Raw genomic sequence first — 26,302 nt, 5'->3', positions numbered from 1 at the left:
CCCATGAGCCATCCGACAGGGGGAAAGCAGCCAGACGGCGAAACCGCCTCCTGTCCCCCCACACCAGCGAACCCGGCCAGGCCGCTCCACGCACCCGCCCACCACCGCGCACCCGACCCACCCCCGCCGTCCGGCGCAACGCCCAGCCCCACGACCGCTCAGTCCCACGACCCCCGCGCCGGCGGCAGCGCGGCGATCTCCGCCAGGTCCTGCTCGGTCAGGCGCAGCCGCTCCGCGTCCGCGTTCTCCGTGGCCCAACGTTCCTTCTTGGTGCCGGGGATCGGCACGATGTGCCGCCCCCGGGTGAGCAGCCACGCCAGCGCCACCTGGGCCGCCGTGGCTCCGTGGCGTTCCGCCACCCGGCGCAGGCCCACGACGATCGGCTGGTTGGCGGCCATCATCTCGCCCGTGAAGCGCGGGTGGCGGGCGCGTACGTCCTCCGGTTCGAAGCCCTGACCGGGCGTCAGCGTGCCGCTGAGGTAGCCGTTGCCCAGCGGCATCGCGGCGAGCACGCCGACGCCACGCGAGGCGCACCACGGCACGAGCGTGTCCAGGGCCTCCGGCGACCACACCGACAGCTCGGCCTGTACACAGCTCACCGGGAACACCTGCTGGACCCGTTCGAGCTGGCGGATGGTCGCGTCGTGCAGTCGCGCCGGGGCCGTTGCCCCGGCGCGTGCTCCGGCGCGTCGCAGTTGACCGCGCGCTCCTACGGCGCACAGCCCCAGCGCCCGCACCTTGCCGGCCGCGACGAGTTCCGCCATGGCGCCCCAGGTCTCCTCGATGGGCACCTCGGGGTCGGCCCGGTGGAGCTGGTAGAGGTCGATCCGGTCCGTCTGGAGCCGGCGCAGCGAGGCGTCGCAGGCCCGCTTGACGTAACCGGGGCGCCCGTTGGCGACGACGTGTTGTTCCCCGACGAGCAGTCCGCACTTGGTCGAGACGAAGGCTTCGGCGCGCCGCTCCTTGAGCACCCGTCCGACGAGCAGCTCATTGGTGAAGGGGCCGTACATGTCGGCGGTGTCCAGCAGGCTGACGCCGCGGTCGAGCGCGGCGTGCACGGTGCGCAACGAGCTCTCGCCGCTCTGCTGCGAGCTGGTGTACGCCCAGTTCATGGGCATGCACCCGAGCCCGATGGCGCCCACCGACAGCGCCCCCGCACCGATTGTCCTGCGCTCCACCTGCCCGCACCCCTCCCGTGCCGGCCCCCAACGTAACGTCTGCGCGTCGGTGCCTTTCGCATAGCCTCCTGTCATGCCTGCATATGACAGTGAAACGGTGCGCCCCGTGGTGTGGCTGCCCCTCCCGGCCGAGGACATCGACGACCTGCCGGAGGGCTTGGAGTACGCCTTCTGGGACGCGGGGGACGAGTACCCGACGGACCCGGCCCGCTGCGTCTTCTACTGCGTCCCGTACATGAAGGGCGCGGAGCCCTCCGTACGGCCGCTCGCCCAGATGTCCCGGGTGCGGGTCGTGCAGACGCTCACCGCGGGTATCGACCACATGGAGTCAGGGCTGGCCTCGTTGCCGCCCGGCGCCCAGTTGTGCAACGCGCGCGGTGTCCACGACGCGAGCACCGCCGAGCTCGCGCTGACGCTCACGCTGGCTGCGCTGCGTGACATCCCGGGGTTCGTACGGGCCCAGGACGCGGAGCGCTGGAGCACTGCGTTCCGGCCAGCGCTCGCCGACCGTTCTGTGCTGATTGTCGGGTACGGCGCGATCGGTTCGGCGATCGAAGACCGGCTCACGCCCTTCGAGTGTGCGCGGGTGACGCGCGTCGCGCGCTCCGCCCGCGAGACCGAGCGCGGCCCCGTGCATCCACTCGCGGCGCTGCCCGAGCTGTTGCCCGACGCGGATGTGGTGATCCTGGCGCTGCCGCTCACCGAGGCGACTCGTTCCCTGGTCAGCACCGGTTTCCTGGGGCGGATGAAGGACGGGGCGCTGCTGGTGAACGTCGCCCGCGGCGCGATCGTGGACACCAAGGCCCTGCTCGCCGAGTTGGAGACGGGCCGGCTGCGGGCCGCGCTCGACGTCACCGACCCGGAACCACTGCCGCCGGGCCACGCGTTGTGGCACGCTCCAGGGGTCCTCATCACTCCGCACGTGGGCGGCCCGTCATCTGCCTTTCTGCCGCGTGCCCGGCGGTATCTGCGGGATCAACTGCATCGGTTCGTAGCCGGTGATCCCCTGCACAACGTGGTCGTGACGGCTGGCTGAAACGCGGCCAAGCAGTACCCGGAATGCACACTTCCGGCACACTGCGAAATCACGTGATTGCTCAAAGTGTTGACGACCCCCTCCCCGGTTACGCTGTGTAGATGACCTATGTCCCTGAGTGACTAATCTGGTGTATCGTCCGGAACGGGGACCCACGCCACGAAACGCACGGCGTGCGTGACGGACCGGAACCGAGGGGGGCGACGGGCGATGTACGGCCAATGGATGAACAACCCGACGCGGCTCACGCGTCGATCACTACACAGCCTGGCGAACCGCAGCGCGGCGATTCGCGAGCTGACGGCGGTGCCGTCGTGAGCGCCTGGGCGGCGGTGCTCGCCCGCCCGGGGGCGGCGGACGGTGGCGCCGGGATGGTGCACCAACTACTGCTGACCCTCGTGTGCGCCGGCTACGCGGCGGGGTCGGTCCTGGGCTGGGGATCGCGCGAACTGGCTACGATCATGGGCGACTTCGGACTCTGCGCCGCGGCGCTGGCCGCCGCGGTCTCGTGCTTCGTCTACGCGCGCTCATGCTCCGGCCCCTCCCGGCCGGCGTGGTACATGTTCGCCGCCTCCTCGCTGATGGCGGGCCTGGGCAACGGCGTATGGGGATGGTACGAGGTGGTGCGGGGGCAGCCGGTGCCCCCGGTGTCGCTCGCCGACTTCTGCTTCCTGCTGTTCGCGCCGCCCGCCATCGTGGGACTGCTGGTGCTCGCCAAGCGCCCGGTCAACCGCGCCGGGTGGCTGTGCCTGAGCCTCGACTCCTGGCTCATCGCCGGCTCGCTGCTGACCCTCTCGTGGAGCCTGGCGCTGGCGCACACGGCCAGCTTCGACGGCGAGAGCGTCGCGCGCACCGCCCTCTCGCTGGCCTATCCGCTGCTGGACATCGCGCTGGTCAGCGTCGTACTCGCGGTCCACTTCCGGCGCTCGTCGGCCAACCGCTCCGCGGTCAACACCGCCATCGGCGCCCTCGCGCTGACCGTCCTGTGTGACGCGCTGTTCACCTCGCCACTGCTGCGGCAGCAGTACAACTCGGGCCAACCGCTGGACGCGGGCTGGTTCGCGGGCTCGCTGCTGCTGGCCTACGCGCCGTGGGCGTCGGCCCGCTCCAACGCGGAGTGGGAGCGCCCGCGCCGGCCGCAGCCCGCCGGGCGCCCCATCGCCAACTCGCTGACCGCCCTGACGCCCTACCTGGCCGCCAGCGTCTGCGTACTGGGGATCATCTACAACGTGCTCAACGGCCGGGCCGTGGACCAGGTCGTGCTCTTCACGGGCTGCACCGTCGTCCTCGCCCTGGTGGTACGGCAGGCCATCATGCTGATGGACAACATCACCCTGACCCAGGAGCTGGCGCAGAAGGAGAACCACTTCCGCTCCCTGGTGCAGGGGTCGAGCGACGTCATCATGATCGCCGCGCCCACCGGCGTACTGCGCTACGTGAGCCCGGCGGCCTCCGGCGTCTACGGCCGCGACGCCGAGGAGCTGACCGGCTCCGAGCTGGCGTCGCTCATCCACCCCGAGGACCTGGGCTCGGTCGTGCACGAGGTGCGCAGGTTCCTGGCCGCGGCTCCCAGCCAGGAGCCCACCACCCGCATCGAGTGCCGGTTCCGCTCCGGCAACGGCGACTGGCTGAACGTCGAGTCCACGATCAACCGGCACCACGGCGGGCTGATCCTCAACAGCCGCGACGTCACCGAGCGCGTCCGGCTCCAGGCCCAGCTCCAGCACAACGCCGAGCACGACCCGCTCACCGACCTGCCCAACCGCGCCCTGTTCACCCACCGGGTGCGACAGGCGCTCGGCGGCAGGCGGCGCACCGACCCGGGCACCGCGGTGCTCTACATCGACCTCGACGGCTTCAAGGCGGTCAACGACACCGTCGGCCACCAGGCGGGCGACGAACTGCTCGTGCAGGCCGCCCGCCGCCTCCAGGAGTCCGTGCGCGCCGGCGACGTCGCCGCCCGGCTCGGCGGCGACGAGTTCGCCGCGCTCATCATGGGCGACGGCGGCCCCGACCAGGCCGCCCACGAGTACCGCGTGCACGACATCGCGGAGCGGCTGCGCATCGCCCTGTCCCGCCCGTACCGCGTGCAGGGCACGGAGGTGCGGGTGGCCGCCAGCATCGGCGTCGCCTTCGCCGAGCCCGGCATCAGCCCGGGCGACCTGATGCGCAACGCCGACCTCGCGATGTACCGGGCGAAGTCCGCCGGCAAGAACCGGGTCGAGCTGTACGCGCCGCAGATGCAGGCGGACGTGGCCCGCCGGGCCGAGATGGCGACGCGGCTGCGCACCGCGCTCAAGGACGGCGAGTTCGTGCTGCTGCACCAGCCCATCGTCGACGTCAACAACGGGCGCGTCACCGCCGTCTCCGCGCAGCCGCGCTGGCGCTCCGCGCAGGGCATCCTGTTCACGCCGGCCGAGTTCCTCCGCGTCACGGGCACCGGCCACAGCGACGGGCGAGGCGGTGGCGAGGACGCCGCGCGCAGCGCCGAGCTGAGCCGCTGGACGCTGGAGGAGGCCATTCGGCAGGCGGCCCGCCGGCGTCGCGCCGGGCACGGCGTCGCGGTCTCGGTGCGCCTGCCCGCGAGCCAGTTGGCGGACAAGGCCATTCCGCCCAAGACGGTGGAAAGCCTGCTCGCCGAGCACGGCCTCCCGTCCGGCAGCTTGATCATCGAATTGTCCGAAAGTGACTCCCGCAAGCCGCTGGAGGACCTGGAGCACCGGCTGATGGCGCTGCGCCGGTTGGGCGTACGCATCGCGCTGGACGGGTTCGGCAGCGGGTACGCCGCGATCAACGCCCTGCGCAAGCTCCCCATCGACCTGGTCAAGCTCGATCAGAGCCTGGTCGAGGGCGTGCTGGAGTCGGCCAGGCTCTACAAGATCACCGCCGGCCTGCTGCGGATCGCCAGCGACCTGGGCACCCAGGTGATGGCCGAGGGCGTCGACCTCCCCGAGCAACTGGCCGCCCTGCGGGCCATGGGCTGTACGCACGCCCAGGGCACGGTCTTCTGCGGCCCGCTGGACGAGCACCGGCTGCGCCGCGCGCTCACCGTGGGCGACTACCCGCTGCCGCGCCCGGAGCCGCGTCTCACGGCCCGCTCCGGCGTCCTCGCCGAGGTCCGCCCGCCCGAGCAGCGGTCCGAACCGCCGGCGCTCGTGGGCGGCGCCATGCCGGTGCGGTACAGCGGATCGCACGGGACGCGGCGCCACGAGTCGCTGGCGCATACGCCGTTGCGTTCAAATAATGAGACGCCCGTCCCACCCACTTGACACTCCCTAGGCGACGGGGGGAGGGTCAGAGCCATGCGCACCCGAATTCTCGTACTTGGACAGCGCGTCGGCTGAGCAGGGCCACAAAGGCCCTGCGGACCTCCTCCCGACGCGCTCCCCTCGATTGCCTCACGGCACGAGGGGTTTTTTGTTGCACTGACGCACTTTCCACCCCCGCACCACCCCTCATCTTCGAGAAGAGAATGCCGATGACCGAGCAGGCCACCGGGGCTCCCCACCCCCAGCCGCGGGCCCGAAACGGACAGCAGTCCGTCACCCCTGAGGACGTCACGGGCGCGCAGTCCCTCATTCGTTCGCTTGAGGAGGTCGGAGCAGACGTAGTCTTCGGAATTCCCGGCGGGGCGATTCTGCCCGCGTACGACCCCATGATGGATTCATCGCGGGTCCGGCACGTGCTGGTGCGTCACGAACAGGGCGCGGGACATGCCGCGACGGGATATGCGCAGGCGACCGGAAAGGTCGGGGTGTGCATGGCGACCTCCGGCCCCGGAGCGACCAATCTGGTGACCCCGATCGCCGACGCGCACATGGATTCCGTGCCGCTGGTCGCCATCACGGGACAGGTGGCCTCGAAGGCCATTGGTACCGACGCCTTTCAGGAGGCGGATATCTGCGGCATCACCATGCCGATCACCAAGCACAACTGGTTGGTGACGGACGCGGACGATATCCCGCGGACCATCGCGGAGGCGTTCCACGTGGCCTCGACGGGCCGCCCGGGCCCGGTCCTGGTGGACATCGCGAAGGACGCGTTGCAGGCGCGGACGCGGTTCTCCTGGCCGCCGCAGACGGACCTGCCCGGGTACCGGCCGGTGACCAAGCCGCACGCCAAGCAGATCCGGGAGGCCGCGCGGCTGATCACGCAGGCGAGGCGACCGGTGCTGTACGTGGGCGGCGGCGTCCTCAAGGCGCGGGCCAGCGCCGAGTTGCGGGTGCTGGCGGAGCTGACCGGGGCGCCGGTGACCACCACGCTGATGGCGCTCGGCGCCTTCCCGGACGGCCACCCGCAGCACCTGGGGATGCCCGGGATGCACGGCACGGTGGCCGCGGTGACGGCCCTGCAGAAGGCGGATCTCATCGTCGCGCTCGGCGCCCGGTTCGACGACCGGGTGACGGGGCGGCTGGATTCCTTCGCGCCGCTGGCGAAGGTGGTGCACGCGGATATCGACCCGGCCGAGATCGGAAAGAACCGCCTGGCCGACGTGCCGATCGTGGGAGACGCGCGGGAGGTGATTTCCGACCTGGTGACCGCGGTGCGCGCCGAGCACGCGGCCGAGGGCCGGGTCAGCGATCTGGCCGCGTGGTGGGCGGATCTGGACCGGTGGCGCAAGACGTATCCACTCGGCTATGACCTGCCGTCGGACGGGAGTCTGTCGCCGCAGCAGGTGATTGAGCGCATTGGGCAGTTGGCGCCGCAGGGCACCGTTTTCGCGGCGGGTGTCGGGCAGCACCAGATGTGGGCCTCGCATTTCATCCAGTACGAGGAGCCGGCGACCTGGCTGAACTCGGGCGGGGCCGGCACGATGGGATACGCGGTGCCGGCGGCCATGGGCGCGAAGGCCGGTCGGCCGGAGCGTACGGTGTGGGCGATCGACGGTGACGGTTGTTTCCAGATGACCAACCAGGAACTGGTCACCTGTGCGCTGAACGACATTCCCATCAAGGTCGCCATCATCAACAACGGCGCCCTGGGCATGGTCCGGCAATGGCAGACCCTGTTCTACAACCAGCGCTATTCCAACACGGTGCTGCATTCCGGCCCCGGCGAAGGCGGAGACGAGGGAAAGCCGACCGGAACCCGCGTGCCGGACTTCGTGAAACTGGCCGAGGCCATGGGGTGCGTGGGACTGCGCTGCGACGACCCGGCTCAGCTCGACGCCGTCATCGAGAAGGCCAACGCGATCAACGACCGCCCCGTGGTGGTGGACTTCATCGTCCACGAGGACGCCATGGTCTGGCCGATGGTCGCGGCGGGGACCTCCAACGACGAGGTCATGGCCGCCCGCGGGGTCCGTCCCGACTTCGGCGACAACGAAGACGACTGAGCACCAGGCCGAGCGCAAGCCGAGAAGAGAGAGACCCATGTCCAAGCACACGCTCTCCGTTCTGGTGGAGAACACCCCCGGCATCCTCGCCCGGATCGCCGCGCTGTTCTCGCGCCGCGGGTTCAACATCGACTCCCTCGCCGTGGGCGTCACCGAGCACCCCGACATCTCCCGCATCACCATCGTGGTCAACGTCGAGGAACTGCCCCTGGAGCAGGTCACCAAGCAGCTCAACAAGCTCGTCAACGTGCTGAAGATCGTGGAGCTGGAGGACAGTTCGGCCATCCACCGCGAACTCGTTCTGGTGAAGGTCAGGGCCGACAACGAGACGCGCTCGCAGGTGGTGGAGATCGTCCAGCTCTTCCGGGCCAAGACCGTGGACGTCTCCCCGGAGGCCGTCACCATCGAGGCCACCGGCGGCAGCGACAAGCTGGAGGCCATGCTCAAGATGCTGGAACCCTTCGGCATCAAGGAGCTGGTGCAGTCCGGCACCATCGCCATCGGGCGGGGCGCGCGCTCCATCACGGACCGGAGCCTGCGCGCCCTCGACCGCTCCGCGTAACGGGCCACCGCGCCCGCCCCGTACCCCGGGGACGGCACGGTGCCACCCGCCGCCACCGCGCTCCGCGTACCACCGCGCACGCGCCCCGAGTCCGCGCGCCAGGCCGGCCGCGTCCGCCCCACCCCGGCGGATTCCGGCCGGCCCGCGGGACCGGATAGCGAGACCCCCAACCCTTCCCCCGCCCAGCCGTCATACGGTGGGTCGCACCACCCAGAAGCTAGGAGATACCCGAAGTGGCCGAGCTGTTCTACGACGCCGACGCAGACCTGTCCATCATCCAGGGCCGCAAGGTCGCGGTCCTCGGTTACGGCAGCCAGGGTCACGCCCACGCGCTGTCCCTGCGCGACTCGGGCGTCGACGTCCGGGTCGGCCTGCACGAGGGCTCGAAGTCCCGGGCCAAGGCGGCGGAGCAGGGCCTGCGCGTGGTGACCCCCGCCGAGGCCGCCGCCGAGGCCGACGTGATCATGATGCTGGTGCCCGACCCGATCCAGGCCACGGTCTACGAGGAGTCGGTCAAGGACCACCTCAAGGAGGGCGACGCGCTCTTCTTCGGCCACGGCCTGAACATCCGGTACGGCTTCATCAAGCCCCCGGCCGGCGTCGACGTCGCCATGGTCGCCCCGAAGGGCCCGGGCCACCTGGTGCGCCGCCAGTACGAGGAGGGTCGCGGCGTGCCGTGCATCGCGGCCGTCGAGCAGGACGCCACCGGCAAGGGCTTCGCCCTGGCCCTGTCGTACGCCAAGGCCATCGGCGGCACGCGGGCCGGCGTCATCAAGACGACCTTCACCGAGGAGACCGAGACGGACCTCTTCGGCGAGCAGGCCGTGCTCTGCGGTGGCGCGAGCGCGCTGGTCAAGGCGGGCTTCGAGACCCTGGTCGAGGCCGGCTACCAGCCGGAGATCGCCTACTTCGAGTGCCTGCACGAGCTGAAGCTCATCGTGGACCTGATGTACGAGGGCGGCCTGGAGAAGATGCGCTGGTCGGTCTCGGAGACGGCCGAGTGGGGCGACTACGTCACCGGCCCGCGCATCGTCAACGACGCCACCAAGGCCGAGATGAAGAAGGTCCTCGGCGAGATCCAGGACGGCTCCTTCGCCAAGAACTGGATGGCCGAGTACCACGCGGGCCTGCCGAAGTACAACGAGTACAAGAAGGCCGACCAGGACCACCTCCTGGAGACCACGGGCAAGGAGCTGCGCAAGCTCATGAGCTGGGTCGACGACAACGAGTAAGCGCGCCACCGGCGCGGGCGTGGGCGCGCGGTGCCGGGAGACACCCCGGCGCCGCGCGCCCGCGCCACGTCCGCCCCGCCAGCCGGCCACCGCGCGCCGCGGCCCCGGCGCGCGGCGGGGGCGGGCGGCCCGGCCTGGCCACGTCGCGCCGGGCCCCACGTCGCCCCAGGTCACGAGCGTGACCGGGGCCGCAGAGGGGGCGCCGGCCCGCGGCCGGGCGGCGGATGTGAGCCGCCCTTGACGACGTTGTCCAGAGGGCCCGCTCAGAACCGGGCGATGTTGCGCGACGGCGCGAGACGCGGGCCCGTACGCCACTACACTGCTTCCACAAGCGCGTCAGGCTCACAGCGTCGTGCGTCTTCCACGCGGCTGACCCCTTCACCGCCTTCGGCCGTCGGGACGGCCGTCCGCAAAGGACTAGTGAGGACTGAGACCACGTGAGCACTGCCAAGCCCAGCAAACCTGTCGTACTCATCGCTGAAGAACTCTCGCCCGCCACCGTCGACGCCCTCGGCCCCGACTTCGAGATTCGGCACTGCAACGGTGCGGACCGGGCCGAGCTGCTCCCCGCCGTCGCCGACGTGGACGCCATCCTCGTACGCAGTGCCACCAAGGTGGACGCCGAGGCGATCGCCGCCGCCCGCAGGCTCAAGGTCGTCGCCCGTGCCGGCGTGGGCCTGGACAACGTCGACGTCGCCGCCGCCACCAAGGCGGGCGTGATGGTCGTGAACGCGCCGACCTCCAACATCGTCACCGCCGCGGAGCTGGCGTGCGGCCTGATCGTCGCGACCGCGCGCAACATCCCGCAGGCCAACACCGCCCTGAAGAACGGCGAGTGGAAGCGGAGCAAGTACACCGGCGTCGAGCTGAGCGAGAAGACGCTCGGCGTGGTCGGCCTCGGTCGCATCGGCGTGCTGGTCGCGCAGCGGATGTCCGCCTTCGGCATGAAGATCGTCGCCTACGACCCCTACGTACAGCCCGCGCGAGCGGCGCAGATGGGGGTCAAGCTGCTGTCGCTGGACGAGTTGCTCACCGTCTCCGACTTCATCACCGTGCACCTGCCGAAGACCCCCGAGACGCTGGGGCTGATCGGCGACGAGGCGCTGCACAAGGTCAAGCCCGAGGTGCGCATCGTCAACGCGGCGCGCGGCGGCATCGTCGACGAGGCGGCGCTGGCCTCGGCGCTGAAGGAGGGCCGGGTAGCGGGCGCGGGCCTCGACGTGTACGCCACCGAGCCGTGCACGGACTCGCCGCTCTTCGAGTTCGACCAGGTCGTGGCGACCCCGCACCTGGGGGCCTCGACGGGTGAGGCGCAGGAGAAGGCGGGCATCGCGGTCGCCAAGTCGGTGCGCCTCGCGCTCGCCGGCGAGCTGGTTCCGGACGCGGTCAACGTGCAGGGCGGTGTGATCGCCGAGGACGTGCGTCCGGCGCTGCCGCTGGCCGAGAAGCTCGGCCGGATCTTCACCGCGCTGGCGGGCGAGGTCGCGGTCCGTCTCGACGTGGAGGTCTACGGCGAGATCACCCAGCACGACGTGAAGGTGCTCGAACTCTCCGCGCTCAAGGGCGTGTTCGAGGACGTCGTGGCGGAGACCGTCTCGTACGTCAACGCGCCGCTGTTCGCGCAGGAGCGCGGGGTCGAGGTGCGGCTGACGACGAGCTCCGAGTCGCCGGACCACCGCAACGTGGTGACCGTGCGCGGCACCCTCTCGGACGGTCAGGAGGTGTCCATCTCGGGCACGCTGGCCGGCCCCAAGCACCAGCAGAAGATCGTCGCGGTGGGCGAGCACGACATCGACCTCGCGCTCGCCGACCACATGGCGGTCCTGCGCTACAGCGACCGCCCCGGCGTGGTCGGCACCCTGGGCCGGGTCCTCGGCGAGGCCGGGATCAACATCGCGGGCATGCAGGTCTCCCGGTCGACGGCGGGCGGCGAGGCGCTCGTCGCGCTGACCGTGGACGACAGCATTCCGGCGACCGTGATGGGCGAGATCGCCGTGGAGATCGGCGCGACGTCGGCCCGCGCGGTCAACCTCACGGACTGACGGCGGGACTCCCCGCGGGGCCGCACGGCGCGAGCCGGGACCCGCGGGCGTCCGCGACACAGGCGGCCGGCGAGCGCGCGCCGACGGGGCTCGGCCCCGGTCGCGGCGCGCGGTGTCCGCGCCGGTCGACGGGCTCGTACGGGCTGGTCAGTGGGGGTGTACGCGTATACCGGGAAGCCGGGCCCGCACCGCGATGACGGTGCGGGCCCGGTTTTTTTCTCTCACTTACTCAACAGGTGATGAATTTATGCGCGGCAAGCCCTACGCTGATGGAAGTGGAGAAAAACCATCCATCTACGGGATGTGTGTGCCCTGCTGCCCCGCGTAGGCGAACGCCCTCCGCGCCGCGCCCGCCGCCACCGCCCGGCCCACCGAGGAGGAACCCGTGACCCCCGACCGCGCTCCCACCGCCGGCACGGAGCCGCCGCGCATGCGGGCCGACGCGCGGCGCAACCGCGAGCAGATCCTGCGCGCGGCCCGAGAGATCTTCGCCGCCCAGGGCCCGGACGCGCCGCTGGACGAGATCGCCCGCCGCGCGGGCGTCGGCGTCGCCACCCTCTACCGGCGCTTCCCCGACCGCACCGACCTGATCCGCGGCGTGGCCATCGACGTGCTCACGGCCCTCGGCGAAGCCGCACTGGCCGCGCGCGACGCCGAGGTCGAGCCCTTTGAGGCGCTGCGCACCTTCATGCACGCGGCGCTCGACCTCAAACTGGGCTCCGTCATGCCCGCGCTCATCGGGCGGCTGGAGGTCGACGACGTACTCGACGGCGTACGGCAGGACGCCGCCGACCCGGTACAGGAACTGGTCACCCAGGCCCAGGCGGCCGGCACGCTCCGCCCCGACGTGCGCTTCGGCGACCTGCCCCTGATGCTCATGCGCATCTCCCGACCCCTGGCCGGCGGACAACTCGCCGAAGACGGCGACCTGGCCCACCGCCAACTGGAGATCTACCTCGACGGCCTCCGCGCCCCGGGCACCTGCGACCAGCGGGCCACGCTCCCCGGGCCCGCCGTCGACCTCGGCTGGTTCAAGCGGATCAGAACACGACTGATCGGCCACCAGCCCCCGTCACGCCCACGGGCCTGACCCACACACCGCACCGCTCGCTCCTGAGAGAGGCACCACCATGTCCGTCAGCGACCGCAGGCCAGGCGGCTCCTTCCCGGAGCCCGAGCCGGCGCCCGGCGCGGCCCGGGGAACCACGGCCGCGCCCACCGACCAGCCCCCGACGGGCGCCCACCCACGACGCTGGCTCGCCCTGCTCTTCATCGGCATGGCCCAGTTGATGATCGTGCTCGACATCACGATCGTGAACATCGCCCTGCCCTCCGCGCAGCGCGACCTCGCCATCTCGGCGGGCGACCGGCAGTGGGTCATCACGGCCTACACCCTCGCCTTCGGCAGCCTGCTCCTCTTCGGCGGGCGCATAGCCGACTACACGGGGCGCCGACGCGCCTTCGTCATCGGCCTGTTGGGGTTCGCCGGCGCGTCGGCGCTCGGCGGCGCGGCGGAGAACCTCGGCATGCTGCTCGCCGCCCGCGCCCTCCAGGGCGTCTTCGCCGCACTGCTCGCCCCGTCCGCGCTCTCGCTCCTGGCCGTCATGTTCACGGAAGCGAAGGAACGCGCCAAGGCGTTCGGCGTCTTCGGCGCCATCGCCGCGGGCGGCGGGGCCCTCGGCCTCGTGCTCGGCGGCCTGCTCACCGAGTACCTCGACTGGCGCTGGTGCCTGTACGTGAACGTGCCGATCGCCGTCGCCGCCGTCTTCGGCTGGTACGCGCTGCCCGCCGACACCCGCACCGGCGGCGGCCGGGCCCGCTTCGACATCCCCGGCGTGCTGCTGGCCGTCAGCGGCCTGGTGGCCGTGGTGTACGGCTGCAGCGAGGCGGAGGCGGACGGTTGGGGCTCCGGCCGCGTCCTCGGCCTGCTCGCCGCGGGCGTCCTGCTCCTCGCCGTCTTCGTCGTGGTGGAGCGGCGGGTCAGCACGCCGCTGCTGCCGCTGCGCGTGGTCCTCGACCGGACCCGCGGCGGCGCCTACCTGGCGGTGGGCCTGGCGATGGTCGGCATGTTCGCGATGTTCCTGTTCCTCACCTACTACCTGCAGACCGTCAAGGACTACTCGGCGGTCGTCACCGGAGTGGCCTTCCTGCCGCTGACCGCGGGCGTGCTGCTCGGCGCGGGCGGCATCGCCACGCGACTGCTGCCCAAAGTCCCGCCACGGGCGTTGGTGGCACCGGGGCTGCTGCTCGCCGCGGCGGGCGCGGCCTGGCTGATCCCGCTGGAGCCGGACAGTTCGTACGCGGCGGGGGTACTCCCCGCGGAACTGCTGGTCGGCATGGGCATGGGCCTGGTGATGGCCCCGGCGATGAACTACGCCACGCACGGCGTGCGCCCCGAGGACACCGGCATCGCCTCCGCCTCGGTCACCACGGCCCAGCAGATCGGCGGCTCGATCGGCACCGCCCTGCTCAACACGATCGCCGCCAGCACCACGTCCGACTACCTCAGCGCGCACCGGCCGCCCACCCCGGACGTCGCCAGGCAGGCCCTGACGGAGGGGTTCTCGGACGCGTTCGTCGCGGCCTCGCTGATCCTCGTCGCGGCGGCGGCCGTGGTCGGCGCCCTGATGAACACCCCGCGCCCGAGCCGCGATGCCAACGCCCGAACCGATGCCCAACCCATGGCACCGCACCTGGGCTGACGAGACCGCCGGCGGCCCCCCGGGGCGGGGACCACCGGCGCACCCCGCGCCCCCGGCGCCCGTGGGGACGGGGACCTGGGGCGCGGGCCACCGCCCCGTCCGGCGGGGCGGGCGCCGCGCGGGGCGGCGATCCTGCCTGGGGGCACGGGGCACGGGGCACGGGGCACGGGGCACGGGGCACGGGGCGGCGGTCCTGGCACGGAGCACGGGGCGCGGGGCAGTCGTCGCCCGACGGGACGCGGGGCCGCGCGGGACGGTCCGCCAGAACAGCACACGGTCAGCACGCATCCAGCCGACACGTACGCCGCCGGCACGGCGCCGGCCGCCACCGCGGCACCCAGCCGGCACGCCGACGCCAACTCGCGGTCGCGAACTCGCCGACGCGACCTCACGGACAAACGGAAAGAGGATTGCCATGACGCAAGCAGATGAGCGGGCCGAAGGGTTGACCGGGCTCGCGGAGACCTCCCTGGGCGTCGCGTTCCTGCGCGACCTGGAGCACCGGCGCGCGGACCGGTTGTTCGCGGACCCGTTCGCGCGGCTGTTCCTCGACGCCGCCGGAGACGTCGGCGCCTCCTGGACCAACGTGCCCTCCGGGCCGGCGGGGCCGTCGGGGCCCGGTTTCATCGACCTGATGGCCGACCAGGTGGCCGTGCGCACCGTGGCGCTGGACACCGCGCTGCTGGAGGCCGCGGCGGCGGGGCGTACGCAGGTGGTGCTGCTCGCCTGTGGGATGGACGCGCGCGCCTACCGCCTGGACTGGCCCGCGGGCACCCGCGTGTTCCAGGTGGACTTCGCAGCCGTGCTGGACTTCCGCACCCGGGCGCTGCGCGCGGCGGGGGCGAGTCCGCGCTGCGAGGTGGTCGACGTCGCCACCGACCTGCGGGAGGACTGGGGCGCGGCGCTCCGCGCGGCGGGGTTCGATCCCACGGCGCGTACCGCGTGGCTGGCCGAGGGCCTGGTGTACGGGCTGCCGTCGGTGGCCGCCGACGGGCTGCTCGACGCGATCAGCGCGCTCTCGGCGCCCGGCAGCACGCTGGCCCTCGACCACGGCGAGGACGGGGAGTTGTTGCGGGCGGCGCGCACCGCTGTCTCGCCCGACTTCACCGACCTGTGGCAGGGCGGCCCCCGCACGGAACTCGACGTGTGGTTCCGTCGCGGTGGTTGGGCGCCGCTGATCCGCGACATCGGACTGGTCGCGGTGGAGTACGGCCGCCCCACGCCGAAGGCGTTCGACCCGCGGCGGGCGGGCACCGGTCGCGGGTGGCTGATCCAGGCCATGCGCCAGCCGCTCCCCGCAGGTGATGTCCCGCAGGGGTTGGCGGGCGCCAGCGCCCCGTAACCCTGACCGCACCCCGATCCGTACGGGCGGGGGCAACACGGGCCCACCGGCTTTCGGTCCTCCCGGGCGACGGGCGTGACGCATCCGGCGTGACGCCCCTCGCGAAGGGACGCGTGACCCATGACACGTAGGCAACCGCGACGCGGGGCCGGGGCCCTGGCCGTGGCCGGGGCGCTGACGGCCGTGGCCGCCTTACCGGCCACGGCGACCGGCAACCCCGCCCACGCGGCGGGCTCCGCCGCGCACACCGGTGAACGGAGCCGCCCGCACGCCGCAACCGCTCGGGCGCTTGACGCGGTCGTCGCCGACGGCACCCCGGGCGTGGTGGCGCGGGTCGACGACGCCGACGGGGCGTGGCGGCGGTCGGTCGGGGTCGCCGACCGCGACACGGGGCGGCCACGGCTCGCCCGGGACAGGTTCCGGGTGGGGAGCGTGACCAAGCCGTTCACGGCGACGGTGCTGCTGCAACTCGCCGCCGAGGGGCGGCTCTCCCTCGACGACACGGTGCACACGTGGCTGCCCGGCCTGGTGCGGAACGCGCATTACGACGGCAGGCGGATCACCCTCCGCCAGTTGCTCAACCACACCAGCGGCATCTTCAACTACAACAACGATCCGGGCTTTTTGGCCAGGTTCACCGGGCAGGGTTTCCTCCAGCACCGGTACGACGGGGCCACGCCGCACGAGCTGGTGGCCATCGGGCTGGCCCAACCGCCGGTGTTCGCGCCGGGGGAGGGCTGGTCCTACTCCGACACCAACTACATCCTGGCCGGCCTCGTCATCGAGAAGGTCACCGGCCACGACTACGAGGCCGAGGTCGAGAACCGGATCATCAAGCCGCTCAAACTGACGTCCACCACGCTGCCGAGGTCATCGCCCACCCTGCCGGCCCCACACGGCCGGCACTACTCGCGGCTGTACGAGGAGGACCCGGCGGCCCCGGTGCACGACGTCACCGAGTTCAACCCGACGGTCGCCTGGGCGGCGGGAACGGTCATCTCCACGCCGCGCGACCTGAACACCTTCACCCGCGCGCTGTTGCGGGGGCGACTGCTGCCCGCCGCGCAGCTCGCCGAGATGCTCCAGGGGGTCCCCGTACCGCCCGACGGCGGCGAGACCCCACGGGCGGCGCCCCGCCGGCCCACGAACGGGGCGTCCCAGGCCACGTACGGGCTGGGCATCCGGTCGTTCACCCTCTCCTGCGGCGTCGAGGTGTGGGGCCACGGCGGACAGGTACCGGGCTCGCTCACCCGCACCGCGGCCACCCGCGACGGCGAGCACGTCCTGACGATGAACAGGAACGCCGACTACGGGGCGCAGGAGGGGGAGGACGCCACGCTGGAGGCCGAGTTCTGCCGGCGCTGAACCGCGCTTCGGGCCGCCCCGTTCCCCCCTGCACCGTCCGCCGGCCCCGTCCCGGCCCCGCCCCGTCCGCCGGCCCCGTCGCCGCCTGGCCCCAGCCGTGGCGGCAGGGACGGGGCGGCGCCGTCGGGCGCCCGTACGCCGCTGGCCGCACACGGGGCGTGGGACGGCCCGACGCACGCCGCCGGGTGGTCCGACGCACGCTGGCCGGGCGGCGGCCCTACGCGCGCGCCAGACGTGCCTTCTTCAGCGCCATGTGCAGCAGCAGCCGGTCCTCGCCGGCGTCGAGGTCGAGACCGGTCAACTGCTCCACGCGGGAGAGCCGGTAGTAGAGCGTCTGGCGGTGGATGCCGAGGGCCTGCGCGGTGCGGCCCGCCTGGCCCGCCCGGTCAAGGAACTCCTCTGCGGTCCGGGCCAGCTCTGCGTGGCCCAGCTCGAGGAGCGGGCGCACGGCCGGGTCCGGGTCGGTGGCCGGCAACCCGGTCAGCAGCCGGTACGGGCCCACGTCCGCCCAGTTGACGACGGGCCCGAAGCGTTCGTCGGCGCGCGCCGCGCGCGCGGCGGCCAGCGCCTCGCGCCAGGCGGCCGGCAGTTCGCCGAGTTCGCGGCGTACGTCGCTCACGCCCGCCGCGGCGCCCCGTACACCGTGCGCCGGGGCGGCGGGCACGGCGCCGCCGCCCCGGCCGGCCGCGCCCCGCGCGGTGCGCCCCGTGCCCCGTGCCCCGTGCTCCGTCCCGGACGGCGCCCCGCCGCCGGACGGTGCCACGGGGCCGGACGGCGCGGGGCCCGCCCCGTGCTCCGTGCTCCGTGCCCCGTCCGCCGACCCCCGCCCGCCGGCGTCGGCCGTGCCGGAGCGCGGCTCCGGCTCGGCGCCGGCCGCGCGCGGCGAACGCAGCAGTTGCTCCGCCGTCGCGTGCGCCGGGTCGAGCGACGCGCCCGAACGCAGCCGAACCAGCGCGGCCAGGCTCGTCCTCGGCGCGTGCGGTGCGCCCGTCGACGCCCCGCCGGCGCCCGATCCAGCCGCCCGGGGCCGACCGGCGATGGCGCAGACGGCGGCGAGCCCCGACAGGTTGGGCAGGGGGCCGGCCTCCGCGGGGTTCTCGGTGTCCCAGGGGGTGACGGCGACGACGGCGAGCGGGCCTCGCGCCGTTCCACGGAGCGCGTCGCGCAGCGCCGCCTCGGCCTCGTCCCGCCCCGCGGGCGGCCCCACCAGGAGGGCCCGGAGCAACTCCCCGAGCTCCGCTCCGCTGCGCGCCTCGGCCGCCAGCAGGGCGCCGATGCGGGCCGTCGTCTCCATGGCCTGGGCGAGCCGCGGGTCGGTCTGGGCGCCGGGGCGTCCGAGCTCCAGGTCGGCGAGGTGGCCGTCGTCGAGCAGCCACACGTAGCCGTGCACGACGCCCCGGTGCCGTACGGGCAGGCAGATGCGCCCCATGAAGACCCCGGCCGCGGGGTCGGGCGGGATGCGCAACGGGGCCTGCGCGCGTGCGATGCCGAAACCCTCGAACCACGCCCGGACCGCCGCCGTCGAACGGCGCTGGAGGATGGACCGGGTCCGGACCGGGTCCATGGCCAGGTCGTCGTCGCTGTCGTGCACCCCGAACGCGATCAGCCCGAAGTCCCGGTCCTCCAGGGTCGCGGGGGCGCCCAGGGTCGCCGAGATCTCATCCACGAGTTGCTGGTAGTCGCCGCGCATCCGCCGCGTGGCCCCCTTCGAGGTGGCTGGCTTTCGAGGTGTCTGGATGAACCCCCGGGCCTCTCGGGCGGGTACGCCGCCCGGGGAGCGCGCGGGGGAGGTGGTGGGTGGGGGAGCGGGGTACGACGGCTCCGGTCGCCGTGCCCTCCGGCTCCCGGTCGCGTCAGCCGCGCTCGGCTGGTCGTGCGGTCGCGATGTTCACGCGGCGCTCCGGCACCGCGCGTGCTTCAGGTGTTCCACGCGCTCCCCGTTTTTCATGCTTCCGTGCTCCGTGCTCCGTGTGGCCCGTGCTCTGCGTTCCGCGTACTCCGCACTCCTTGCCCGTCCTGCCCCGCGTGTGCCCTGCTCTCGGTGCCCCGTGCCCCGTGCCCCGTGCCCCGTGCCCCGTGCCCCGTGCCCCGTGCCCCGTGCCCCGTGCCCCGTGCCCCGTGCCCCGTGCCCCGTGCCCCGTGCCCCGTGCCCCGTGCCCCGTGCCCCGTGCCCCGTGCCCCGTGCCGGTGCGCGGCGCCGCTCCGTGGCGCGTCCGCACGCCGCGCCCCGCCCGCCGCAGCCAGCGCCGCCCGCCCGCCGCAGCCGGCGCCGCCCGCCCGCCGCAGCCGGCGCCGCCCGTCCGTCCGCGCGACGGCCTCGCCGGTACGCGTCGCGGCACGGCACCGCGCGCCGGGTGGGGCCGGCTCCGTGCGCGTCCTCCGGCGTACGAGCACGGCCCGTACCCGCCCGCGGTACCGCACGCCGCCAAGCGCCGGCGAGGCGCCGACTCGGCAAGGGCGCCGACCCGGCGGGGCCCCGGCCGGCCGAGGTTAGGCCCCCGGCGTACGGCCCGGCGGGTGTCCGGCGCGCTCCCCAGTGCGCACGCCCGGCGCGTACGGCAGCGCATCGCCGGAACCATTGTCATACATCTGTCTGAGATCCTGGCCACCAACGCGTGACAGGTGTCGATGGTCGCGCGCCGGCGCGCTCCATAGGTTTCACAGTGGCTCACCTTGCCGTCGTGGCCCTGGCCGCCCGGCGCCATCAGCCTTGACAAGAACCATCGCAACGTGGAGGTGCCCCGTGCTGGGTCCCGTGCTGCTCGCCGCGTCACGCAGCGACGCCATCCGCCGTATCGTCTCGGCCGCGCCGGTCACCCGCCCCATGGTGGACCGTTTCGTCGCGGGCGAGCTGCTGGAGCCGACCATGTCGGTGATCCGGGGCCTGACCGAGCGCGGTCTCGATGTGACCATGGACTTCCTCGGTGAGGACATCACCGACCCGGCCGAGGCGCTGCGCAACCGCGATGCCTACCTGGCGCTGACCGAGGAGCTGGCCCCGCTCGGCCTCGGTGCCCGCACGGAGATGTCGGTCAAGCTCTCCGCCTTCGGTCAGGCGCTGCCCGGCGGCCACGACCTCGCCCTGGCGAACGTCACGCCCGTCGTGGAGGCCGCGGCCGAGGCCGGCATGAACGTGGCCCTGGACATGGAGGACCACACCACCACCGACTCCACGCTGGCGATCCTCAGCGAGCTGCGGAAGAAGTACCCGTCGACCGGCGCCGTGGTGCAGTCGTACCTGTTCCGCACCGAGGAGGACTGCCACGCGCTGGCCACCGAGGGCTCGCGGGTGCGCCTGGTGAAGGGCGCCTACAAGGAGCCCTCCGACGTCGCCTTCCAGGACAAGCGCGAGGTCGACAAGGCGTACGTGCGCTGCCTGAAGATCCTCATGGCCGGCGACGGCTACCCGATGATCGGCTCCCACGACCCGCGCCTGGTCGCCATCGCGCAGGAACTGGGCCGGCGCTACGGCCGCAAGCTGGACGAGTACGAGTTCCAGATGCTGTTCGGCATCCGCGTCGCCGAGCAGGAGCGCCTCCTGGCCGAGGGCCACCGGATGCGCATCTACGTGCCCTACGGCACGGACTGGTACGGCTACTTCATGCGCCGTCTCGCCGAGCGCCCCGCCAACATGACCTTCTTCCTGCGCTCGCTGGTCAGCCGCGGCTGACCGCCCCACCGGCGCGCTGCGGCGGCCCCGTGGCCGCCGGGCCCGCCCCGTGCGCCGGGCGAACCGGTCCGTGGGCATCCCCACACGCACGCCGCCCCGTTCGGCGGCCGACAAGAGTAAGACTGGCAGGGGGCGCCCTGCGACCGGCGAACGCCGGCACCCCCGGCGCCCCCACCGAACCGCCCGGCGCAGGCCAGCGCGGAGCGGAGCGCGGACGGCACCGGAGGGGCCGCCGTACGGGGCCGAGCCGGCGCCGTGGCGGAAGCTCGACGGCCCCGCGGCCTGGTGGCCCCCGTGCCGCCGCCCTTACGTTCCGTACGCAGAACGTTTTCGTACGCAGACCCGACGATCGAAGGAGACACGGCCATGGACGCTGTGACCCAGGTCCCCGCGCCGGTGAACGAGCCGGTGCACACCTACGCACCCGGCACTCCCGAGCGCGCCCGTCTTGAGATCAAGCTCAAGGAGCTTGCCGAGAACCCCATCGACCTGCCGATGACCATCGGTGGCGAGAAGCGGATGGGCGGCGGCGACCGCTTCGACGTCGTACAGCCGCACAACCACGCCGCCAAGCTCGGCACCTACGGGAACGCCACCACCCAGGACGCCCAGGACGCGGTGGACGCCGCGCTGGCCGCCGCCCCCGCGTGGCGCGCCCTGGCCTTCGACGACCGCGCCGCGATCATCCTCAAGGCCGCCGAGCTGCTCTCCGGCCCCTGGCGCGAGACGCTGGCCGCCTCCACCATGCTGGGCCAGTCCAAGACCGCCCAGCAGGCGGAGATCGACACCCCCTGTGAGCTGGTCGACTTCTGGCGCTTCAACGTGCACTTCGCGCGCCAGATCATGGCGGAGCAGCCGATGGCCAACGCCCCGGGCGTGTGGAACCGCAGCGACCACCGGCCGCTCGAGGGCTTCGTCTACGCCATCACCCCCTTCAACTTCACCGCCATCGCCGGCAACCTGCCGACCGCCCCGGCGCTGATGGGCAACACGGTCGTGTGGAAGCCGTCCCCGACCCAGACCCACGCCGCCGTGCTGCTGATGCAGCTCCTGGAGGAGGCCGGGCTGCCGAAGGGCGTCATCAACCTGGTGACCGGCGACGGCATCGCCGTCTCCGAGGTGGCCCTGAACCACCCCGACCTGGCGGGCATCCACTTCACCGGCTCGACCAAGACCTTCCAGTACCTGTGGAAGACGGTCGGCAACAACATCGAGAAGTACAAGACCTACCCGCGTCTGGTCGGCGAGACCGGCGGCAAGGACTTCATCGTCGCCCACCCGTCCGCCGACCCGGCGGTCCTCAAGACGGCGATGACCCGTGGCGCCTTCGAGTTCCAGGGCCAGAAGTGCTCCGCCGCCTCGCGCGCCTACGTGCCGCGCTCGCTGTGGGAGAACGGCCTCAAGGAGGAGTTCGCCGCCGAGGTGAACGCCCTGACCATGGGCGACGTCACCGACCTGTCGAACTTCATGTCGGCCGTCATCGACGAGCGGTCCTTCGCGAAGAACAAGGCCGCCATCGACCGTGCCAAGGCCGACCCGACGATCGAGGTCGTCGCCGGCGGCACGTACGACGACAGCGTGGGCTACTTCGTCCGTCCGACGGTGCTCGTCTCGACCGACCCCGAGAACGAGATCTTCAAGGACGAGTACTTCGGCCCCATCCTCGGCGTCTTCGTCTACGACGACGAGAAGTACGACGAGATGCTCACCCAGATGGAGTCCGCCTCGGCGTACGGCCTGACCGGCTGCGTCATCGCGCAGGACCGCGCCGCTGCCGCCGCCACCTGTGAGGCGTTGCGCTTCGCGGCGGGCAACTTCTACATCAACGACAAGCCGACCGGTGCCGTCGTCGGTCAGCAGCCGTTCGGCGGCGGTCGTGCCTCCGGCACGAACGACAAGGCCGGCGCCAAGCAGAACCTGATGCGCTGGACCTCCACCCGCTCCATCAAGGAGACCCTGGTCCCGCCGACCGACTACCGCTACCCGCACATGGGCTGATCAGCCCCACACGCCGACCGGTCCGACCCGGTCGGTCCGGTCCGGCGCGCGCCACGCGTGCGCGCCACCAGCTTCCGCCCCCGTCTGGTCCCCCAACCGGCCGGGGGCGGAGGTGTACCCGGCGCCAGCGCCCGTCGCCCCCGGGCGCGCCCCGTACGCGGCGGCCCCGCCCCGCCCGTCTCGCGCATGCCGCGCGGCCCGCGCGTCCGGCCCGCTCATCCGGAGCGCGCTTCCCGCGGGTGGCGTAGCGCACCGTCCGCGCGTCGGACGGGGGCCTGGGTGTCCACCAGACGGGACGCCCAGGGCAGGTGCCAGCGGAGCCTTGGTAGTGCCGCCGTCTCAGATAGTAGGAAGTCCGAGTAATGGGGCAGACAGCTCCGCTTCGCTGGCTTACGTTTGTGGAAGCCGAACGTCTCGCTCCATCGAGCGACGGCGGATGAGCCGGCTGCGTCGCGCAGGTGACCCCTGCCGTATCCAGGCTCCCGCCCTTCCGGCGATTCCATTCCCCTTCGGGTTCTGGCATTGGCATTGGAGACGTGCATCATGGCCGACACCGTTCGCAGGATCAGGCACGCTGCCCGCCGCGACGACGACACCGACCGCAAGAACGCCGCCGCCGCGCTCCAGCGCGCGCTCGACCGCCGCGACAACGGCGGCTCCACCGGTCACTGACACCGCCTCACTCCCCGGACACACGCCCCGGGCCCCGCCACCCGGACCACCGGTCCTCCCCGGGGGCACGGGGCACGGGGCGGGCGTCGCGGGCCCGCCCCGTCGCCCCGTCGGCGCTCATCCGGCGGCGACGGCGCGGCGCGGCGGGGTGGTTACGCGCGACCGTGCCGCCGCGAGCGCGTGATCTCGAAGTGGTCCACGCGCTCGCCGCTCTCCGCCAGGGTGGTCACCCGCATCCGGGGTCGTGCGCCGGCGCTCACGCTGACCGCGACGAAGGAGAAGCCCGTGAAGCGCACGCGGGACCACTCCACGTCCTCCTCGCTCTTTTCCGGCTTCTCGGCCTTCTCCGCGCCCTTGACCCAGTGGTACGTCCGCACGTGGTCGCGGTCCCTGACGTGCCCCTCGTAGCTGTCCGGCACCGGGAAGCTGTAGAGCGCCTTGCCCGCGCCGCCCGCCGTGACGTACACGATGCCGTCGCGCGCCGGGTCCACGCTCTCGCCGATCGGTACCTCCTTGGCCACCGCGCCGCCGCGCAGCGCGTCGGTGCGCTCGTAGACGTGGTTGTGGCCGTTGATGACCAGGTCCACCTGGTGCTTCTCGAACAGCGGCACCCACGCGTCGCGCACGCCGCCGTCCGAGGCGTGCGCGCTGGTGGTCGAGTAGGCGCAGTGGTGGAAGAAGACCACGACGAAGTCGATGCCAGGGCTCCGGCGCAGCTCGCCGAGGCGCCGGTCGAGCCAGGCCGTCTGGCGCCCGCCCGTGTAGCCGAGGTTGGCGGTGATCTCGTACGAGACGTCGTTGGCGTCGAGGGCGACCACGCCCACGTTGCCGTAGGTGAAGGAGTACACGCCGGGGGCCTCGCGCGGATCGGGGCCGTTGTCCGGCAGCGTCCAGCGCGCGAGTTGGCCGCCGTAGCCGTTGGGGCTGTACCACGCCTCCATGTCGTGGTTGCCGGTGGTCACCATCCACGGCACCCGCGCGGCGACCGATTCGGTCTGCGCGAGGAACTGGTCCCACACCCGCGCGTCGTAGACGTCCGACTCCTCGCCGTGCCCCGTGGTGTCCGCGTAGCACAGGTCGCCGGCGTGCAGGTGGAACGACGGGTTCTGGCCGAGGATCAACTGGTCGTTGGCGAGCGCGTCGTAGCTGACGCCCTGGTCGCCGAAGGCGGTGAAGACGAACTCCTCGGGCCGCGCGGGCGCCGTCCGGAAGCTGCCGATCGTCGCAAGGCGGCTCGGGTCGGTCGGGTCGAAGCCGTCGTGGCCCACGCCGTAGTAGTACGTCGTGCCGGGGCGCAGCCCGTCCAGCGCGGCGTGCAGGTAGAACTGCCGCACCGTGGGCAGCTTGTCGGACAGCGCCGGCGTGTGCAGGTCGCGGACCTCCGCCTCGATCTTCCGGCTCAACCGCCAGGGCTCGACCCCGATCCGTACGTACGGCCGCCGCACGGCGAACGGGACCTGCCACGAGATCCGCATCTGGGTCTTCGGGTCGGCGCCGAAGGCCAGGTGGCGACCGAACGGGGCGACGAACGAGCCGTCAACGCGCTCCGTGGCGGGGGCGTGCGCGGCGGGGGCGTGCGCGGCGGCGACGGGGCGCGGGTCGGCGTTGGCGGAGCCGGCGAGCAAGCCGGCTCCGGCGACCGTCCCCACGGTCGCCGCGCCGGTGCGCAGGGCGCCGCGCCGCGACAGCTTGGCGCGCAGGTAGGCGTGTTGTTCCGGCATGGACATCCGGCGGGCCAGCTCATCGGGGATGCCGACCCGGGGGAGATCGGCGGAACCAGGGGAGTGGGGGCCCGGCTGGCGGGAATGAGCGGTCATGCCAGGAAAGCTCCCAGCCGTGATCAACTCCGTGCTGTATTACCGCCGTATCTGGAGTGAACGCCACTTGTCTGGCGAGCGCCCGTCCGAACTATGGACACGACGTGTCAACGAATGGGACGAAGAGTAGGGTCCTCGCATGTCTCGCAGCATTCGCCTCGCAGTGATCCCCGGTGACGGAATCGGCCAGGAAGTGGTGGCCCAGGGCCTCAAAGTGCTCTCGGCGGTGCTCCCGCAGGACGTGAAGCTGGAGACCCGGGAGTACGACCTCGGCGCGCGGCGCTGGCACGCGACCGGAGAAACCCTGCCCGACGCGGAACTTGAGAGCCTCAAGGACCACGACGCGATCCTGCTCGGGGCGATCGGTGACCCCTCCGTGCCCTCCGGCGTCCTGGAGCGCGGCCTGCTGCTCAAGCTGCGGTTCGCCTTCGACCACTACGTCAACCTCCGCCCCTCCAAGCTCTTCCCGAACACCCCGACGCCGCTCGCCGGCCGCCCCGAGATCGACTTCGTCGTGGTCCGCGAGGGCACCGAGGGCCCGTACACCGGCAACGGCGGCAGCCTGCGCACCGGCACGCCCGCCGAGGTCGCCACCGAGGTGAGCGTCAACACCGCGTACGGCGTGGAGCGCGTGGTGCGCGACGCGTACGAGCGGGCCAACGCCCGCCCCCGCAAGAAGCTGACGCTCGTGCACAAGAACAACGTCCTGGTCTACGCAGGCCACCTGTGGAAGAACATCTTCGACCGGGTCGGCCAGGAGTACCCGGACGTCACCACCGACTACCTGCACGTGGACGCGGCGACGATCTTCTTCGTCACGCAGCCGGAGCGCTTCGACGTCATCGTCACCGACAACCTCTTCGGCGACATCGTCACCGACCTGGCCGCCGCCGTCACCGGTGGCATCGGGCTGGCCGCCAGCGGCAACATCAACCCCACCGGCGCCTTCCCGTCCATGTTCGAACCGGTCCACGGCTCGGCCCCCGACATCGCCGGCACCGGCAAGGCCGACCCGACCGCCACGGTGCTCTCCGTCGCGCTGCTGCTGCGACACCTGGGGTACGAGGCGGAGGCGGCCCGTGTCGAGACCGCGGTCACCGAGGACCTGGCCGCCCGCGACGGTGTGACCCGGACCACGGACGAGATCGGCGACGCGCTCGCCATCCGCGTCACGGCCTGACGCGTGCGCCGCGTGCCCGGCGTGTGACGAACACGACGCGCTGACCGGTCATACGGACCGCTGCCTCGGGGCCCCGTGCTGACGCGCGGGGCCCCGAGGCGTCCCCGCGTGGATCCGCACCGCCCACACCACCGTCGACTCCCGTACGGGGCGCCGCGCGCCATCGATCCT

At 72.6% G+C, this 26,302-nt stretch carries 17 protein-coding genes; 14 read left to right on the top strand and 3 right to left on the bottom strand.

What is annotated here, in order from left to right:
• Positions 1-158: 158 nt before the first annotated feature.
• The gene (locus AC3CHW_RS08405) at positions 159-1,178 is read right to left on the bottom strand and encodes an aldo/keto reductase (protein ID WP_398608785.1); all 1,020 of its coding nucleotides are present in this window, start codon (positions 1,176-1,178) and stop codon (positions 159-161) included.
• 73 nt (positions 1,179-1,251) lie between these two features.
• Between AC3CHW_RS08405 and AC3CHW_RS08400 the strand changes: the two genes are divergently transcribed.
• The 10 genes from AC3CHW_RS08400 to AC3CHW_RS08355 all read left to right on the top strand — a co-directional run bounded on the left by AC3CHW_RS08400 (position 1,252) and on the right by AC3CHW_RS08355 (position 16,794).
• Positions 1,252-2,214: a 2-hydroxyacid dehydrogenase gene (locus AC3CHW_RS08400; RefSeq protein WP_398608784.1), complete on the top strand. Its 963-nt coding sequence runs from the start codon at positions 1,252-1,254 to the stop codon at positions 2,212-2,214.
• 314 nt (positions 2,215-2,528) lie between these two features.
• Positions 2,529-5,483, top strand: a complete 2,955-nt coding sequence (locus tag AC3CHW_RS08395) for a putative bifunctional diguanylate cyclase/phosphodiesterase (protein ID WP_488470039.1) — start codon at positions 2,529-2,531, stop codon at positions 5,481-5,483.
• Positions 5,484-5,686: 203 nt separating this feature from the next.
• A complete protein-coding gene (locus tag AC3CHW_RS08390; protein ID WP_398608782.1) occupies positions 5,687-7,549 on the top strand; it encodes an acetolactate synthase large subunit in 1,863 nt (620 codons plus the stop codon).
• A gap of 37 nt (positions 7,550-7,586) precedes the next feature.
• Positions 7,587-8,111, top strand: coding sequence for an acetolactate synthase small subunit (ilvN, locus tag AC3CHW_RS08385; protein ID WP_176164298.1), 525 nt, complete (start codon positions 7,587-7,589; stop codon positions 8,109-8,111).
• A 233-nt stretch (positions 8,112-8,344) separates the two neighbouring features.
• A complete protein-coding gene (ilvC, locus tag AC3CHW_RS08380) occupies positions 8,345-9,343 on the top strand; it encodes a ketol-acid reductoisomerase (protein ID WP_176164299.1) in 999 nt (332 codons plus the stop codon).
• A gap of 437 nt (positions 9,344-9,780) precedes the next feature.
• Positions 9,781-11,385: a phosphoglycerate dehydrogenase gene (gene serA / locus AC3CHW_RS08375; RefSeq protein WP_176164300.1), complete on the top strand. Its 1,605-nt coding sequence runs from the start codon at positions 9,781-9,783 to the stop codon at positions 11,383-11,385.
• Between the two features lie 385 nt (positions 11,386-11,770).
• On the top strand, positions 11,771-12,475 hold the full coding sequence (locus AC3CHW_RS08370; protein WP_488470038.1) for a TetR/AcrR family transcriptional regulator: 705 nt from the start codon (positions 11,771-11,773) through the stop codon (positions 12,473-12,475).
• A 40-nt stretch (positions 12,476-12,515) separates the two neighbouring features.
• Positions 12,516-14,087 carry an MFS transporter gene (locus tag AC3CHW_RS08365; protein ID WP_488470037.1) on the top strand — a complete coding sequence of 524 codons (1,572 nt, stop codon included), beginning with the start codon at positions 12,516-12,518 and terminating at the stop codon, positions 14,085-14,087.
• 415 nt (positions 14,088-14,502) lie between these two features.
• Positions 14,503-15,429, top strand: a complete 927-nt coding sequence (locus tag AC3CHW_RS08360) for an SAM-dependent methyltransferase (protein WP_488470036.1) — start codon at positions 14,503-14,505, stop codon at positions 15,427-15,429.
• 120 nt (positions 15,430-15,549) lie between these two features.
• Entirely contained in the window at positions 15,550-16,794 is a 1,245-nt protein-coding gene (locus tag AC3CHW_RS08355; protein WP_488470035.1) for a serine hydrolase domain-containing protein, read from the top strand.
• A gap of 217 nt (positions 16,795-17,011) precedes the next feature.
• Here the strand turns inward: AC3CHW_RS08355 and AC3CHW_RS08350 are convergent, their stop codons facing one another.
• On the bottom strand, positions 17,012-18,484 hold the full coding sequence (locus AC3CHW_RS08350; protein WP_488470034.1) for a PucR family transcriptional regulator: 1,473 nt from the start codon (positions 18,482-18,484) through the stop codon (positions 17,012-17,014).
• Positions 18,485-19,537: 1,053 nt separating this feature from the next.
• On the opposite strand from AC3CHW_RS08350, the gene AC3CHW_RS08345 reads away from it, so the two are divergent.
• The 3 genes from AC3CHW_RS08345 (at position 19,538) to AC3CHW_RS08335 (ending at position 23,134) form a co-directional block, all read left to right on the top strand.
• On the top strand, positions 19,538-20,464 hold the full coding sequence (locus tag AC3CHW_RS08345; protein ID WP_187063759.1) for a proline dehydrogenase family protein: 927 nt from the start codon (positions 19,538-19,540) through the stop codon (positions 20,462-20,464).
• Between the two features lie 366 nt (positions 20,465-20,830).
• Positions 20,831-22,462: an L-glutamate gamma-semialdehyde dehydrogenase gene (gene pruA, locus AC3CHW_RS08340; protein WP_398608776.1), complete on the top strand. Its 1,632-nt coding sequence runs from the start codon at positions 20,831-20,833 to the stop codon at positions 22,460-22,462.
• A 543-nt stretch (positions 22,463-23,005) separates the two neighbouring features.
• Positions 23,006-23,134 (top strand): hypothetical protein, encoded by a 129-nt coding sequence (locus AC3CHW_RS08335; protein ID WP_261905843.1) that lies wholly within the window; start codon positions 23,006-23,008, stop codon positions 23,132-23,134.
• Positions 23,135-23,286: 152 nt separating this feature from the next.
• On the opposite strand, the gene AC3CHW_RS08330 is transcribed toward AC3CHW_RS08335, so the two are convergent.
• Positions 23,287-24,951 carry a purple acid phosphatase family protein gene (locus tag AC3CHW_RS08330; protein ID WP_488470033.1) on the bottom strand — a complete coding sequence of 555 codons (1,665 nt, stop codon included), beginning with the start codon at positions 24,949-24,951 and terminating at the stop codon, positions 23,287-23,289.
• Between the two features lie 139 nt (positions 24,952-25,090).
• Here AC3CHW_RS08330 and AC3CHW_RS08325 point away from each other — a divergent pair, with 139 nt between their 5' ends.
• Positions 25,091-26,131 carry a 3-isopropylmalate dehydrogenase gene (locus AC3CHW_RS08325; RefSeq protein WP_187063756.1) on the top strand — a complete coding sequence of 347 codons (1,041 nt, stop codon included), beginning with the start codon at positions 25,091-25,093 and terminating at the stop codon, positions 26,129-26,131.
• The last annotated feature ends 171 nt before the right edge of the window (positions 26,132-26,302 follow it).

This window comes from Streptomyces sp. MGP-BFMKR1 (assembly GCF_057766585.1).
This window is presented reverse-complemented; position numbering and strand designations above follow the sequence as displayed.